15 protein-coding genes are annotated in these 14,408 nt (G+C 49.4%); 4 read left to right on the top strand and 11 right to left on the bottom strand.

What is annotated here, in order from left to right; genetic code table 11:
• A partial coding sequence (locus ACTRXD_RS05100; RefSeq protein WP_442430764.1) for a KGGVGR-motif variant AAA ATPase occupies positions 1 to 1,487 on the bottom strand: 1,487 nt, incomplete at its 3' end.
• Between the two features lie 9 nt (positions 1,488 to 1,496).
• On the bottom strand, positions 1,497 to 2,135 hold the full coding sequence (locus tag ACTRXD_RS05095; RefSeq protein ID WP_442430763.1) for a toll/interleukin-1 receptor domain-containing protein: 639 nt from the start codon (positions 2,133 to 2,135) through the stop codon (positions 1,497 to 1,499).
• Between the two features lie 313 nt (positions 2,136 to 2,448).
• On the opposite strand from ACTRXD_RS05095, the gene ACTRXD_RS05090 reads away from it, so the two are divergent.
• The gene (locus tag ACTRXD_RS05090) at positions 2,449 to 3,141 is read left to right on the top strand and encodes a glycerophosphodiester phosphodiesterase (protein ID WP_442430762.1); all 693 of its coding nucleotides are present in this window, start codon (positions 2,449 to 2,451) and stop codon (positions 3,139 to 3,141) included.
• A gap of 44 nt (positions 3,142 to 3,185) precedes the next feature.
• Here ACTRXD_RS05090 and ACTRXD_RS05085 read toward each other — a convergent pair whose 3' ends face one another.
• Positions 3,186 to 3,995: a dioxygenase family protein gene (locus tag ACTRXD_RS05085; protein WP_442430761.1), complete on the bottom strand. Its 810-nt coding sequence runs from the start codon at positions 3,993 to 3,995 to the stop codon at positions 3,186 to 3,188.
• Positions 3,996 to 4,205: 210 nt separating this feature from the next.
• Between ACTRXD_RS05085 and ACTRXD_RS05080 the strand changes: the two genes are divergently transcribed.
• Positions 4,206 to 4,745 carry an HIT family protein gene (locus tag ACTRXD_RS05080; RefSeq protein ID WP_442430760.1) on the top strand — a complete coding sequence of 180 codons (540 nt, stop codon included), beginning with the start codon at positions 4,206 to 4,208 and terminating at the stop codon, positions 4,743 to 4,745.
• A gap of 110 nt (positions 4,746 to 4,855) precedes the next feature.
• Here the strand turns inward: ACTRXD_RS05080 and ACTRXD_RS05075 are convergent, their stop codons facing one another.
• The 4 genes from ACTRXD_RS05075 to ACTRXD_RS05060 form a co-directional block, all read right to left on the bottom strand.
• The gene (locus ACTRXD_RS05075; protein ID WP_442430759.1) at positions 4,856 to 5,173 is read right to left on the bottom strand and encodes a hypothetical protein; all 318 of its coding nucleotides are present in this window, start codon (positions 5,171 to 5,173) and stop codon (positions 4,856 to 4,858) included.
• 411 nt (positions 5,174 to 5,584) lie between these two features.
• Entirely contained in the window at positions 5,585 to 6,031 is a 447-nt protein-coding gene (locus ACTRXD_RS05070; protein ID WP_442430758.1) for a hypothetical protein, read from the bottom strand.
• Between the two features lie 194 nt (positions 6,032 to 6,225).
• Complete coding sequence (locus ACTRXD_RS05065; protein ID WP_442430757.1) at positions 6,226 to 6,612, bottom strand: SET domain-containing protein; 387 nt, start codon at positions 6,610 to 6,612, stop codon at positions 6,226 to 6,228.
• A gap of 276 nt (positions 6,613 to 6,888) precedes the next feature.
• On the bottom strand, positions 6,889 to 7,323 hold the full coding sequence (locus ACTRXD_RS05060) for a hypothetical protein (protein WP_442430756.1): 435 nt from the start codon (positions 7,321 to 7,323) through the stop codon (positions 6,889 to 6,891).
• A 180-nt stretch (positions 7,324 to 7,503) separates the two neighbouring features.
• On the opposite strand from ACTRXD_RS05060, the gene ACTRXD_RS05055 reads away from it, so the two are divergent.
• Positions 7,504 to 8,475, top strand: a complete 972-nt coding sequence (locus ACTRXD_RS05055) for a DUF2891 family protein (RefSeq protein WP_442430755.1) — start codon at positions 7,504 to 7,506, stop codon at positions 8,473 to 8,475.
• A gap of 30 nt (positions 8,476 to 8,505) precedes the next feature.
• Here the strand turns inward: ACTRXD_RS05055 and ACTRXD_RS05050 are convergent, their stop codons facing one another.
• The 4 genes from ACTRXD_RS05050 to ACTRXD_RS05035 form a co-directional block, all read right to left on the bottom strand.
• Positions 8,506 to 9,390, bottom strand: a complete 885-nt coding sequence (locus ACTRXD_RS05050) for a CoB--CoM heterodisulfide reductase iron-sulfur subunit B family protein (protein ID WP_442430754.1) — start codon at positions 9,388 to 9,390, stop codon at positions 8,506 to 8,508.
• Between the two features lie 82 nt (positions 9,391 to 9,472).
• On the bottom strand, positions 9,473 to 10,432 hold the full coding sequence (locus tag ACTRXD_RS05045; protein WP_442430753.1) for a succinate dehydrogenase/fumarate reductase iron-sulfur subunit: 960 nt from the start codon (positions 10,430 to 10,432) through the stop codon (positions 9,473 to 9,475).
• Between the two features lie 115 nt (positions 10,433 to 10,547).
• Entirely contained in the window at positions 10,548 to 12,263 is a 1,716-nt protein-coding gene (locus ACTRXD_RS05040; protein ID WP_442430752.1) for an FAD-binding protein, read from the bottom strand.
• 69 nt (positions 12,264 to 12,332) lie between these two features.
• A complete protein-coding gene (locus ACTRXD_RS05035; RefSeq protein WP_442430751.1) occupies positions 12,333 to 13,472 on the bottom strand; it encodes a citrate synthase in 1,140 nt (379 codons plus the stop codon).
• 207 nt (positions 13,473 to 13,679) lie between these two features.
• Here ACTRXD_RS05035 and ACTRXD_RS05030 point away from each other — a divergent pair, with 207 nt between their 5' ends.
• Complete coding sequence (locus ACTRXD_RS05030) at positions 13,680 to 14,219, top strand: Spy/CpxP family protein refolding chaperone (RefSeq protein WP_442430750.1); 540 nt, start codon at positions 13,680 to 13,682, stop codon at positions 14,217 to 14,219.
• The last annotated feature ends 189 nt before the right edge of the window (positions 14,220 to 14,408 follow it).

The raw sequence follows: 14,408 nt of genomic DNA, 5'->3' as shown, positions 1-14,408 counted from the left end.
GCGAAGTCTCCTTGGGCTTGAAGGGTTTGGGCAAGATTATTCATGGAAGTGAGCGTGGCGGGGTGGTTTTCCCCAAAAGTGGATTTGGCTAAGGTCAAAACTTCATTTCGCAATTCTTTAGCTTTCAGTAAATTTCTTTGGTCTAATAAAGTTAAAGAAATAGCAGTTTCAATTTGTTGAATGGATGTAACTGGATTCTGCTCTTTCCCTTGCTTTGCCAAAGATATTGCTCCCTCTAAGAGTGCCATGGCATTTTCTGGATTGGAGCGAAAGTTGGTCTCGGCGATAGATAATAGGGTTTCAAAAACGGTTTCAATTAACGTATTGGGAATTAATTTTTCAATGAGATTAAAGGCTTTTCTAACTGCCTTTTCTACCTGCTTTTTTTCGAGACTCTCCTTGGCTTCTCCACATATTTTAACTATTTCCCGCTCTGCTCGGGTTTCCTCCAGAGATTGCCAGGGGGCATCAAGTTCTACGAGACGTTCAACGAATGCCTCGTAGCTCCTTTTTAAAAGAATGCGGGATTCACTTTTTTCAATTTCTACAGCAATAGGTTCCCCATATGCATATTCAGCAACATGTTGAAGAAGAACTTCGTTGAAATATTCGGTTAAGTCGTACATACTATCTCCGTACAACTCACCGAATAAATTCTCAAATAAAGGCTGGAATGGGGCTGGGCTTTCCAGTCTGGAAGTGGCCTCGAGTTCAGAGGCAAATTCGCCAAATCTCCAAAACTCCAATTGTTTAGGTCTGGTCATCTCAATTCTCGAGGGTAATGGGAAAACCGTGAGTGGTCGCCAATCCTCTGAGTTTTTTCTATAAGCTACTGCTTTTCGAACTAGTTCTCGAAGTCCATCTAAGTTTTGATTATTGGGTGTGAAGACAACGATGAGTTTGTCAGGCAAGAGCATGGTACAGATGCCGCTTGTATCCGTGATTCCTGTTCTTGAATCGATTAAAACGTAATCAAACTGATCGCGAAGGAAATCTACCAATCCCGTGAAAAGGCCTATTGTCTCAGTAAAAAAAGTTTCCCAAGGAAATGTGCTAGCATTTTGGGGATATTCTGAATCGAACCGTCCAGCTTTTACAAAAGATAAGCCTGGAATTGTTGTTTCAACGAGGTATTGTCCAACGTTGATTGATTGAAGGATTTCATTTGTCTTTTTTTGATTTCCAATTGAGTCGGTTGGATCAAATTTCGATTTTTGATTATTTAGTTCCAGAAAAAGATCGAGCCAACCTTCCTTAATTGAGAATTTAATTTTGGAGGTTTCCGAAATGTAAGGGAGGAAAAATCTATGTAGCCCAGGTGCTTCAAAATCCCAATCAATGGCAAGCACCCGTACCGGCCTTTGCTTATCTTGATTATTGTAATTTCTAGCCAAAAGACAGGCAGTGTTTGCAAGCGCCATCGTTCGTCCAGTTCCGCCCTTATAGGAATAAAACGTAATAATCTTTCCAGGGTTTTTATTCTTCACAGAAATCCTCTATCTTCCTGGCATCTGGGGCGGTAAATTTAAGGGGGAAACCATTTCAAGCCAAGGCATGATCTCTTCGCTCGGGGGAAATCGAAAAGTAGTGCAATCACAAACATCGAATGCCTTTGTCCTTAGGGCTGCGTTATGACGCTCTAAAATGGATTGGCACAAAGCGTTTATCTTTTCTTGGAATTTTCTTTTTCTTAAATCAGATTCTACAACGATGGTTTCAAAGTTTTCATATTGTCGAAAGTTGGCAATTTCTTCAGGTAGATAGGATAATCCACGGAAAATAACGGGGAAAATTAATCCACAATTCCGTAGATCGTTTCCTAAGGTATTGAGGCGCTTTTGTTCGAGTTTAAGCATGGCATGATATTCCTGGGCGCAATAGGGATGCTTAGGGTCAAAATGGTTTGGTGAGAAGAACATAATCATGCTGGAGCTTCGACAAAGTTGATAGGCCAATTCTTCATTAAACTGGTCTCCAATCTTTGAACCGTCTTCATCGAAATAAATGGGATTATTGGGTAAATACCATGTTAAATGCTTTCTTAAATTTTGAACGAAAAGCTGAACAAATTTATGTGAATCAGGATTATCCGTATGGCGGTAACTGATAAAACATGCGTTAATTTTGTCACTCATTTCAAATTCCACTCATTAGAAAAGACATTCAATTTTTAAAAGCCTTCAGTAGAGCCAATGATAGCCGCTTCTTTTTCAATTGGGACCTTAAATAGATTCACTAATAAAAACAAGCAAAAGAAAAAGGCCGAATGAATCGCAATTTTTGATTCATATTCAAAATATTATCTCAGTTAAATTCCATATATTGTGCTTAGCCTTCGTCTGTAAAATTACCATTTTTAGTGTGGCATCGTAATAGACATAGACTGAGTCCCAACCAGGCCCATTTTCATTTAGTGGCTAACCCCGAAAATAAAGAAATACGTTATCTATGAATAGCCCAACTCATGGCAAATGGAATCCACTTCGGATCGGACACCGGGGTGCGGCGGGCCATGCGCCTGAGAATACGCTGGCTGCTCTGGAACTGGCGATTAAATATGGTGTCGATATGGTCGAGTTTGATGTCCGGCGAACGGCAGATGGAGCCCTGGTGCTCCTTCATGATGATTCGGTCGACCGGACGACAAACGGGGTGGGGAAAATTGAAGAGTTATCGCTAAGCGTACTTCGGGCATTGGATGCGGGAAGGGGCGAGAGGGTTCCTCTACTTGAAGAAGCTCTCGCCTGTCTCAGTGGACGGGCCGGTGCCATGATTGAACTAAAGGTAAGGGGAATTGCCGCTGACGTCTGCGCTTTGGTGAAGGCCGCTGACTATCAGGGGACAGTGATTTATGCCTCGTTTTTTCATGAAGAACTGTTACCGGTGAGAAGGTTGATAGGAGATGCTTTCACATTGGCGTTAATCGAAGACGTGCCCATACCTTACACGGCCTTTGCCACCGCCGCTCAAGCGACCCATGTGGGAGTGGCGTTGGATGCTGTGACGCTTTCGCTTGTAGAGGCGTTTCAGGAGCAAGGTATTAAGGTGTTTGTCTATACGGTTGACGAGCCTGATGATATTGCACGGATGAAGCGGCTGGGGGTCGATGGAATTATTTCTAACTTCCCCGATCGAATCTAGCCGGTCTTGCGCCAAAGAGCCTTTTCAGAAAAATCCTGGTTCTCCTAGTTTGACACCAGAAAATCATAATGACCGACCAAGCCATCCGAAATCTCTCCCGATGTGTCGGGGGCATAGTCCACGATCACCCTCTCTAAATCGATTGTGGTGAGCCCGGCATCCAGAATGACCACATCCATTGGCAGTAATTTCTGGTTCAGTTCATTGTTTGGGATTTGGTCGCCACGGAAATAGAGCTGTGTGACCAGCTTCGGGTGCCCTGGAGGGAACAGTTGAAAGTGCAGGTGGGAAGGGCGGTACAGTCCGGCTTCCAGATCGATGGGGTAAAAGCCGGGTACAATGGTTTTGAACCAATAGTCTCCCTGCTCATTGGTGACCGCCCGTCCCCAGTATTGAAAATATGCATCGTACGTCCGGTGAATGATTTCTCCGGTCGTGGGATGGGGAAATTTCAACATACCGTCATCCTTTTTGTGGTTGTATCGGCCGGAGGCTGAGGCACTCCACATGATGATCACCGTGTGAGGTATTGCCTTTCCGGTTTTTGCGCTCAGGACTTTTCCTTTCAGATAGATGACCTGTCCTTTGGCTTTTCCCCTGCGGCCTTTGACAAACGTGAGATCCTGATCGTTCGCCTGACTTATGGGAATGCCGATCCCGTGGTTTTCGCGAATGGCATCTATCGGGTCTCCCTCGTCGGGGAAAAATGGCCCCAGGGATTGACGCGGAGTAGGTTCCTTGAGTATTTCTGCAAGGCTGGAGGAGCTAATGAGGCCTCCAGCTAACAAGCCGAAGATGCCCATACCCCGCTTTAACAGGGTTCTTCTGGACAAGTTATGAGGGTCTATTGTCATATGGATTCCTTCTCCAAATATGGAAGTGGCAGGACTATAGCAACCGTAAGGCTGATGGCCGACGGGTGACAACTCTGGACCGTGGATGGACCGTTCGCTTCTTCGGTCATTTTTTCATATATTCTCCCTACTTTCAAATACCACATGTTGCAGGATGTAGCCTTTCACGATGAAGGGAGTGTGCGGTATGTTGTCCCAGAATAACGGAAGGTGTCATGGGTCCAATCGGCTTCGTCTCTTCCGTGTGGTGTCCCTGAAATCTTTACTCTCTATTGGGGAATTCTTGATCCCCTCGTTTTTTTCGTTGCCGTGACTGAGCCACCTTGCAAAATATGTGTTGGAGCATGGCCGTTCACGGATCATTTTGTTGTCGATTGTGGTCTGACCAGAGCGTTTGTGTTTGAGGACCAGTTTTTTGCGGGCTGGACCGTATTGGTGTTGAAAGACCATGCTTCAGAACTGTTTGATTTATCCAGAGTTGCGCGCGGCGTGTTGATGGAGGAAATCACCCACGTGGCGCAGATACTGACACAAGTATTTGACGCGAAGAAGATCAACTATGAACTGCTCGGAAATCAGGTGCCTCACATCCATTGGCATCTGATTCCAAGGCTCAAGACCGACCCCGATCCGTTGAAACCGGTGTGGTGTGTGCCGCATGAGCCTGTTCGGCTTTCCGCTGAACAGCTGTCCGATCGGGTCCATCTTCTTCGGTCGGCTTTGCGCATCGATCCCAACCAACCCCTGTAGTTTGCTCAGCCTAGTGAGCGTGAATTTCAGCTTACCTCGTGGCGCTTCCCGTGTTATTGCTCTGTTGCCCTTCCGTCCTTTCTCGCTTCAAAACCTTCGTTTAGAGTAGATTAGGAAGATGCCGATTCCGGCTCCAGTGAATCGATGAGAAATCGCGGTGGCGCCGGGGGACTCGTTTCGAGCTGTTTATATTGGCAGGGAGGAATGTCATCCTTCAGCCGCCTCAGGAGCGTGGGAACTTTCATCTTTGGAGGAACATCACACAACCAGACGTGCATGCCGGTTTCCAATTCTTCAAAGTGTCGTTTCAGAGTAAATCCTGGTTTTTCCATGAAATAAGCAGAAAGAAACCCCGTGATGCCCTGTACCACCCAGGAATGCTCTTTCACATATCGATAGCTCACCCGAATTTCTACCACCTCAAGCATGCCTTGATCTCCCTGTGCGGTCGAATAAACCCTATTTGAAGTCATACCCTAACAATAATGGCGTCTCTTGGGAAATTGAGTAGAGCACGTGTGAATTTTTTTTTGTCTTGCCAGACATGCCTTGCCTTGTCCCCCTCCTTTCCTCTCATGCCGGATTTTTTATCAAGCATCCCGGTTGATTTCCGGCTCTCCATTTGAGCCCGTCGCGTCTTCTACGGATGGATAGTCGTGGGGATACCAGATCGGTAAGCCTTTGAATCATCGGAGAGTCAATGGAAGGGGAGACAATTTACGGCCTGCGGTTAATTTGGCAGGGGAGGATAGGGAGCAGGAGTATGCTGAAAGGGTAGGAAAGAGGGACGGATATGCACCTGATAGTGAATAGATCCGCCCCCCATTCTCAATTAAGGCTTAATCGTGCTTTTCGCCCTTGCCGTGTTTGCCTTTTTTGTCACAATCTTTGCCATGTTTTTTTTTGTATTCCTTCATCTTTGCTTCCCGTTCTTCTTGCATTTCCTTCCATTTCGCTTGTTGTTCCGGCGTCAGTTCGGCCTCAATTTTGCCCATGGCCTGATGGCGCATGTCTTTCATTTGTTGGTGAAGCCCCTCCATCTTCTGGTGCTTCTCCTCAAGGATGGGGAGGATCTTGTCCTGTTGTTCTTTCGTCAGATCCAACTTCTTCGTGAGTTTCTCCAGTTTGGATTTTGGATCATGACTGTAACCGTGACCATCTCCATCGGCCCAGGCTGCTGCCCCAGACAGACTCAATGCGGCTGTCAGCATGAAAAGCCCCATCATGCGCGAGACTGTTTGGATTGTTCCCTCATGGATCATGCGGCGTTGACTTGTCCGATTCATTCCTACCTCCTGTGTGAAAAACAGTAATTGAAAGGGTTAGTCCTTTAGTATATCAAATGGAAGTGTGTCTCTGCTTTGCCTGTGGCTAAAGCAGGGAAGGAAAAAAATTCCCTAAAGCGTGTGTATTTCATTGTTAGGTGAAAGTCTTCACAATTCTGGTTACGGTCATGTTTAAGAGAAAGATGATGCGAATGTTAAATGTAACGCCGGCAGTGTGTGGACTGACACGTACAGGGCAGTTCCCCGTTATGGTGCGAGTCGCCATAGTCGAGCGTGAGTTCGGTTCCGGCCTTGATCGGGTGCAAGGCATAAAACTCTGCCCGTTCACCTATGATGCGCATAAAGGTATTGGGTGTGCAGGAATGGTTGATGAACCGGAATCCTGTTGTCTCTGCTGCCCCATCGATCGACTTCCCATTATTCACTTCGACGATGGCAATCCACTTTTGAGTTTTGGCGCGCCTTCGTCCTTCTCGTTGGGTAATGCGTTCTCCCTCATACTCTCCGATTTTTTGTCTGGGGCGCAATGGCACCTTGGTGAATAGGCCGCGGCCCTCAATGCCACTGGGTTTGACTTCCATCGGAACGGGCCATCTAGTTTTGCGGGCCGAAGCTCGATTAGTTGGGGGCATTCGAAGAGTAGAGCAAGAAGCAATACGTTGGTATATTTTTAGGCTGACGGATTTCAGCGAACTGTACAAAATGGGAAGTTGGTGAGGCAAGGATAGAGGAGAGATGAAGGGAAAGGAGAGGCGGCATGTGATTTTCAGCGAAGCTCATTCATTCGATCGGACGAAGCCGCAGGAGGTCTGATCATTCTGGGAGATACCGGCGGATAAACAGGGGATGTCTCAGGGTCAATCACCGCCCAGGAAGGCATCCTCGTCATGTTCCGGCATGAGATCCTCTTCTTCCTCGATGCCTAATCCGCCCTGAAACGATTCCCGGATGGCGATCACGTGTTGATGTGAGGGAGTGCCTTCAATTTGTTTTCCGAATCGATCGAGGAACCGATTGCAGAGGTCCAGCCCAAGTTGAAAATAACGGGGCAGGGGGCCTTCGGTGACTTGCTGCCAGGTAATGTAAATGAGGAACTCCTGCAGGTGTCGGGCCTGTGGAAGCTGTGCCCCCAATTCCTGAAGAGTATCAAACGCGTGCTTGGCTTGTGGGCCTTGGTCGGTGGAAAATATCGCCTCCGTTTCTAAAATGTCCGATTCCAGATCGCCAAGTTCTCCTTGCTCTTCAGCGTGTTGTAGCGCATGCAGGGCAGCGATGGCTGGATCAAAATTCATGGGAAACGCCTTTGTCGGTGGACATGAGATATCTGAACGTCGAGGGAGTGTAGCAGATCCATGATAAGTTTGCGTACCCAAAATCTGGCGAGGGGAAACGAAATCTTTAGAGGAACCAGACTGTCTAGCTGAGCCATGATGGGTTGATGTAGGTTACGAATGAAATAGGGAGTAGGATCAATGGTGAATGCACAGTCCGGTCAACACTATCCGTTGTGGGAGGCATTTTGCGGGGCCCGGCTGGACTATGTTCGGATCTTGGCTGAGACGGTGGAGCAGAGTTTTCTCCGGCGGGATACGACTCATCCGACCTTCTGTGGGTGTATCGATTGGCATTCCAGTGTTCATGGCGCCTACGCCTTATTAACGGCTTCGCGGCTGACCGGACAACCTCGCTGGGCTGAAATAGTCGATGCGGCACTCTCGCCTGATTGTCTGGAGGCCGAATTGGCCTCACTCAGGAACGGAGAACTCAATCATGAAATACCCTATGGCTTTTCTTGGTTTTTGAAACTGGCCCTAGAGCGGGAGCAGGGGTGGGGGAAGATAGACTTGTTACCGTTGGCGGCAGAAATTTCCACACATTTGGAACAATGGATTTTTTCTCTTCCCGCTGGAGAGGTCATTTGTCATTTGAAACAGAGGAACTATGGTAATTTGTCATGGGCGTTGCTGAATTTGTGGAATTGGAGTCAATGGAAGGCCGACCAAGTTTTAATCGAAAAACTTCTTAGGTTTACACGAATGTGGGTTGTCCTTCTTGATGAGACCTTACCTCCTTCATATGACAACGTGACGAATGAGTTTTTTGCGGCCTCTCTGCAACGGACCAGAACCATTTTTACGATTCTTTCCAAAGAAGAATCTTGGCGATGGTTTGAGTCATTTTGTCCAGACGGCTTTTCTATGGAACCGATCCCCACAGCTCCCACGCCACATTCCGCAGGACTCAACTTTAGCCGTGCTTGGGCATTCTGGACGCTCTTTCAATCCACTCGGAACCTGGCATTTCGTGACTTATACGTCAATCATATTGTGACGCATATGGAGATGCCCCAGTATTGGCGGGATGATTATCGAAAACACGGCCATTGGGTGCCCCAATTCGGTATTTATGCGATTGCGTTAAGCTTCGATGAGGCACCGCTCTAAAACTGCAGACCTTTAACAGGGAAAATGTGGTTATCCGCCGCCACCAATTCTAGCCAGAGCCGATTCAGGAGAAATGAGATTTCGTTGTAATCCGAGGCTCTTGGTATCCAACCCTATGGCAAGGCCTAATAGTTGGGGAAGATGGAGAATCGGGAGATCGATAGAGGCCTGTTCTTGGCTGGCAGCTTTGGTCTGCATGCCGTCGAGGTTGAGATGGCAGAGCGGGCAGGGGGTAACCATGATATCGGCTCCGTGTGATTTCGCATCCCGCGTATGCGTGGCGACCATCGTGAGCGAGTTTTTTTCATTAATGGTCAAAATGGGAAATCCGCAACATCGGGTTTTCCCTGGAAAGTTCACGACCTCCGCTCCTAATATTTCGATGATCCGTTCAAGGGATTTTCCTCGATCGGGATGCCGGTCGAATTCCAGCGCATTGGTCGGCCGTTGAATATAGCACCCATAAAACGGCGCGGCACGAAGACCCGATAAGGGACGGGTGATGTGGCGTCGCAAAGTTTCCTCCCCCACGTCTTCCAGGAGAATCCACAAAAAATGTTTGATCGTGGTGGTTCCCCGATAGGTCAATCCTTCCTCTTGGAGCAAGCCGTTAATTTCCTGAAGATAGTGCGGTTGAGTCGTGAGACGATGGTTGGCCTGGCTCATCACGCCCTGGCAGGTACTGCAGATGGTCATGATGGGGAGACCTTGTTGTTCGGCCAGCGCAAAGGTGCGGGCATTCAGCGCATCGCCCAGCCGCAGGTCTTTTTCCTGCAACACACCCGCACCGGTACAGGAGGCGGTGGTCATTTCCGCGAGTTCGATTCCCAATTTGGGATAGACCTGCATGACGGATTGATACAATTCGGGGCAGGCTCCCTTTGAGACGCACCCGGGAAAGAAGGCATATTTCATCGCTCTCCCCCTTCCGTATTTCTTGCAATATCAGGAAGGAAAGGTTTGTGCCCAGAAATACATGAGATGGTTTTGGCAGATGTCATCGTTTCATCCTGACCTGTTTAAAGAGCCGTTGGATATGTTGGATTCCCGGAATCGGCCGGTGAAGCGGACCCGAGAGAGGGACTTTGCCTTTAAAGACCGATTGAACAACCATGGGGATCATACCGAGTAATCGGCCAATATTTTTAAGGCCGAAGGTTCTGATCGCCAGCATCGGTTCGTCAAGAATTCCCTTGTGTTTGATGATGTCCGAAAATACCTCGGCATGGCGGGAGCCACAAGTCGCAGGAACTTTTTCTTCCAGACCTTTTGCCCGCAACGCCATGATTCGGTCCATCGGGCCTACCCCTTTGGGGCAGACCTGAATACATTCCATGCAGCGGGTGCAATCCCACATGCCGCCCGCCTGATTGAGGGAAGTCAGTCGTTGGAAAGTCGCCGCATCCCGCGGATCGGCGACAAATCGATAGGCTTTCGCCAGGGCAGCAGGCCCGACGAATGTCTTATCGACATCCAAGACCGTGCAGTCGGAGACGCAGGCGCCACACATAATGCAGCTCATGACCCCGGAGAGGTGGCTCATGGATTCCGGGGAGGCGGTGTATTCAGCGGTGGGAAGCGGCCCTTCCGGTTGGAGCCACGGCTGAATCTGTCGAATCTTTGTCCAGAATGGGGCCATATCCGTGACCAGATCTTTAATGACCGGCATGTTATTCATGGGTTCAACCTGGATTGTCCCTCCTTCCGAGGAGACCGAAATCATTTTGGTTTTACAGGCCAGTGTGGCGTGTCCGTTAATGCGCATGCCGCAAGATCCGCAAATGGCTCCACGACAGGAACAACGAAGTGTTAAAGAATCATCAATGGTTTCCCGGATTTTAATGAGTCCATCGAGGACACTGTCGGAAGGATCGATTTCCAGGTCATATTCCTGATAGTACGAGGAGGGATGATCGTGTTCAGGATTAAAGCGGCGTATGCGAAGAGTGGTGTGCATCAGTGGGGGTGATTCCTCGGCTTATGTTTATAGTATACCTCCTTTAGGCCGTTACCGGGTGGCTTGGCAACTCTAAAATGGTTCCAAAGAGGCCATAATGCGCATTTTGACTTCATTAATAGACGCGAATTTGAGGTTGCCATTGGGTGATTCGCACCGGTAAATAGTCGACGTGTGGAGGAGCATCGGGTCTATGATACAACAACACATGTTTGAGCCAGTGTTCGTCGTCCCGATCAAGATAATCCGTCCGGAAATGGGCCCCACGGCTTTCCTGTCTGGTGAGCGCGCCCACAATGATGGCTTCTGCACAGTCCAACATAAACCCCAATTCCAGTGCCGCGATCAATCCGGTATTAAACACCTGCCCTTTATCCTGGATGGTGAGGTCGGGCCAACGGGCTTTTAATTGGGTGATTTGGTGGAGGGCGGTCTCCATGCCTTCCTCCTCACGAAAGACCGACACATGCCGGTTCATGGTGGTGCCCATTTCCAGCCGCAGCGCAGCCGCTCGTTCTCCCGGTCCTTTCCGTGACACGATGCCGGCCACCAGGTGTTTGTCTGCGTCCATCGCGCTGTCTGAAATGGTGGGAGAAGGGAGTGTGTTGGCATACTCCGCGGCACATGTTCCTGCCCGTCGGCCAAATACCACGGTGTCCAAGAGAGAGTTCGCGCCAAGCCTGTTGCCGCCATGCAAGCTCACGCAGGCAGTTTCTCCCGCAGCGAAGAGGCCCGGCACGCCGGTCCAGTGGCCCTGGACATCCCAACATCGGCCTTCGGTATCGGTTTTGATGCCCCCCATTTGGTAATGCATGCCCGGTCGGATGGGTAACGGCTCTTCGGCTAAATCGATATTGGCAAACGTTTTGGCTTCGGCATAGATTTGTCCGAGACGATCCTGAAGAAAGGCCCGTCCCAAATGCCGGCAGTCGAGCAGGACGCAGCCTTTGATGCCACGCCCTTCATTGATTTCAATTTGTTCCGCCCGGGAGACGACATCCCGTGAAGCCAGCTCTAGCATATTGGGCGCATAGCGTTCCATGAAGCGCTCCCCCTTGCTGTTGAGAAGATAGGCCCCTTCTCCTCTGGCGGCTTCTGTAATCAGTAGGCCCTTCCCCTTCAGGGTCGTCGGGTGATATTGCACCATTTCCATATCCATTAAAGGCGCCCCGGCACGGTAGGCCACGGCCATGCCATCCCCCGTACAAATCAAGGCGTTGGTGCTGGGTTCGTACACCCGGCCTAAGCCGCCTGTGGCCATGATCACGGCTTTGGCTCGAAATAGCGCGAACGTCCCTGTACGAATTTCAAAGGCCACCATTCCGGCACACCGTCCCTGGTCGTCTTTCACGAGGGAGGTCGCAAACCATTCTTCGTAGACGGGAATTTTTGCCTGCAGCGTTTGTTCATACAGCACGTGAAGCAGCGCCTGCCCGGTAAAATCGGACACAAAAAAAGTTCGTGCCCGTTTTTGTCCACCGAATCGACGCGTCCCGAGCTGGCCTTCCTCGTTTCGGTTAAAGATGACCCCCATATGCTCCAAGGCGATAATATCCTGGCCGGCTTCTTGAGCGAGGACCTCAACGGCGTCCTGGTCGCTCAGATAATCACTGCCTTTCACCGTTTCAAAGGCATGGTCCTCCCAGTGGTCCCCCCGGTCGGTCAGAGCGGCGTTAATGCCGCCTTGCGCGGCATTGGAATGACTGCGCACCGGATGGACTTTCGTCATGATGGCCACTGAAGCCCCTTGGTTATGCGCGGCGATAGCAGCCCGCATTCCCGCCAGACCGGCCCCAATGACGAGCACATCATAAGAAAAGGAAGAGTTCATTATTTTCAAGCAAAAATACGTGGCACAAAGATTCTTACAGCGATGACGTCGGTCGGGGATGTGACCTGATTAACGGGTTTCACGTGTTTCCACTGATTGATATGCACGATGGCGGGGTCCCTCATAAATCTGGTCAGGCCGGAATAGGTGATTATCCTGATATTGTTCAAAGCAGTGCGCTAACCACCCGGCCACCCTGGCCATGGCAAAGACCGGAGTGAATAAATCAGTGTCGATGCCCATTCGATGGTAAATAATCCCGGAGTAAAAATCCACGTTGGGCCGTATGCCTTTGGATCCCACGCGTTTTTCCATTTCCTGTTCAACCGCTCTGGCTAGCGCAAACAAGGAACTGCCATCCGGTCGGGTATCCAATTCTTGGGCGAACTCTTGTAACACAGTGGCGCGTGGGTCTTTGACCTTATAAATGCGATGCCCGAACCCCATAATTTTTTGCTTTAATGAAAATTTCTGGTCCAGGTATGCAGGAATAGCCTCAAGGGTTCCTATCTCCTCCAGCATGTGAATGACCGCCTCATTAGCGCCGCCATGTAGTGGGCCCTCCAGGGTGCCTATGGCAGAGGCGATTACCGTAAACGGATCGGCGAGTGTGGAGGCCGTCACCAGTCCGCTGAATGTCGAGGCGTTCATGGTGTGTTCGGCATGAAGAATCAAACAGATATCGAACATCCTGGCCATGTCGGGAGCAGGAACTTTTTCGGTGAGCATGTACAGAAAGTTTTCGGCGAAGGACAGGTCGTCACGCGGTTGTATCTGCTCATCACCATGACGCAGCCGGGCAAACGCGGCGACGATGGTAGGGAGTTTGGCGATGAGCCGGACAGCGGTCCAGTAGCGGGTAGCATCATCACGGACATCCGGCACCGGATAAAACATGCCGAGGGCGGCCACGGCCGCTTGAAGGGCATCCATCGGGTGTCCATGTTCCGGGAGACATTTCAGGAGATCGGTGATGCGATATTTGATCCGGCGATGGTGAGTTAGATCCTCATGAAAGCGGGAGAGTTCTTCCCGGGTTGGAAGCCGGTTGAATAATAATAAAAACGCCGTTTCGGTAAAGGTGCTTCGGGTTGCAAGTTCCTCAATCGGGATCCCGCGATATTCTAGAATCCCCTGGTTCCCATCGACATAACTGATTGTTGATTTCGCGGCAGGAACCCCCGCTAGGCCTGGCAAAAAATCTTCCATATCATCTTCTCTTTCTCTTAGATTTCATCTCCGAAAAATGGCGTATATTTTTAGTATACCTTGCTCATGATCTTCCCCCCAACTTTCCGGATGAATTTGCTATAGTGAATTGGGAAATTATTATGAAAAGAGGTTTTGACTATAATAGAGGCATGGTCATTGGTCTCGGAAGGGGAGTATTTTACTTTCATGAAAGGGGATTTGAGTATGCAGGGTTTTAAACAATTCATGGTCGTTGTGGGATTGGTGACATTTGTCATGGGGGGAATAGGATCCTTGGCAGGAGCGGACTCCGGGAGTGCTCACGATCCACATGGGAAACAGCCGCATGCGGGAATGGGATATGGCAAAAGTGCTCATGAAGGGATGGAGCATCATGGTGGTCTTTCTCCATTGGACATGAAAGAAGAGTTGGGTCTTTCTGAGGATCAAGTGACCCGGCTCCGTCCGCTTGAAATGGACTATCGGAAAACCATGATTCAGAATGGGGCCGATTTGCGGGTGGCGATGGTCGATATGGGAACCCTTATGGATGCGAAACAAGCCGATATGGCCGCCATTGCCAGTAAGGTTGATGAAATCAGCCTGTTACAAAAAAACATGATGATGTACCGTGTCGGGGTTTATCTCAAAGTCAAAGAGGTCTTGACGCCCGTGCAATATGAACAGTTTCGGTCCCGGCTACGTGAACATATGGAAGGCATGGCCTTTCATTCAGGAGATCATGGAGAGTATCCCGAAAAATAGCATGGTCGTGGCGGTGAGATAGAGAAAAACCATCCCTGATCATAAAAAGGTCCCTTGAGGAAATTTCTTTCGTTTTCTTTTGGACCTGAGAGGACGTATTGATGTTTGGGCGCATCGAGCGTTCGAACCAGTCCGCCTTTAGGGCCCCTTCTTCATCAACAGGAGGAGGGGCCCGTCCTGTTTCATGTA

Origin of the sequence: Nitrospira sp. T9 (genome assembly GCF_052156535.1) — a bacterium.
Classification (GTDB): Bacteria; Nitrospirota; Nitrospiria; order Nitrospirales; family UBA8639; genus Nitrospira_E.
The sequence above is the reverse complement of the archived record's forward strand: the minus strand, read 5'-3'. Positions and strand labels throughout refer to the sequence as shown.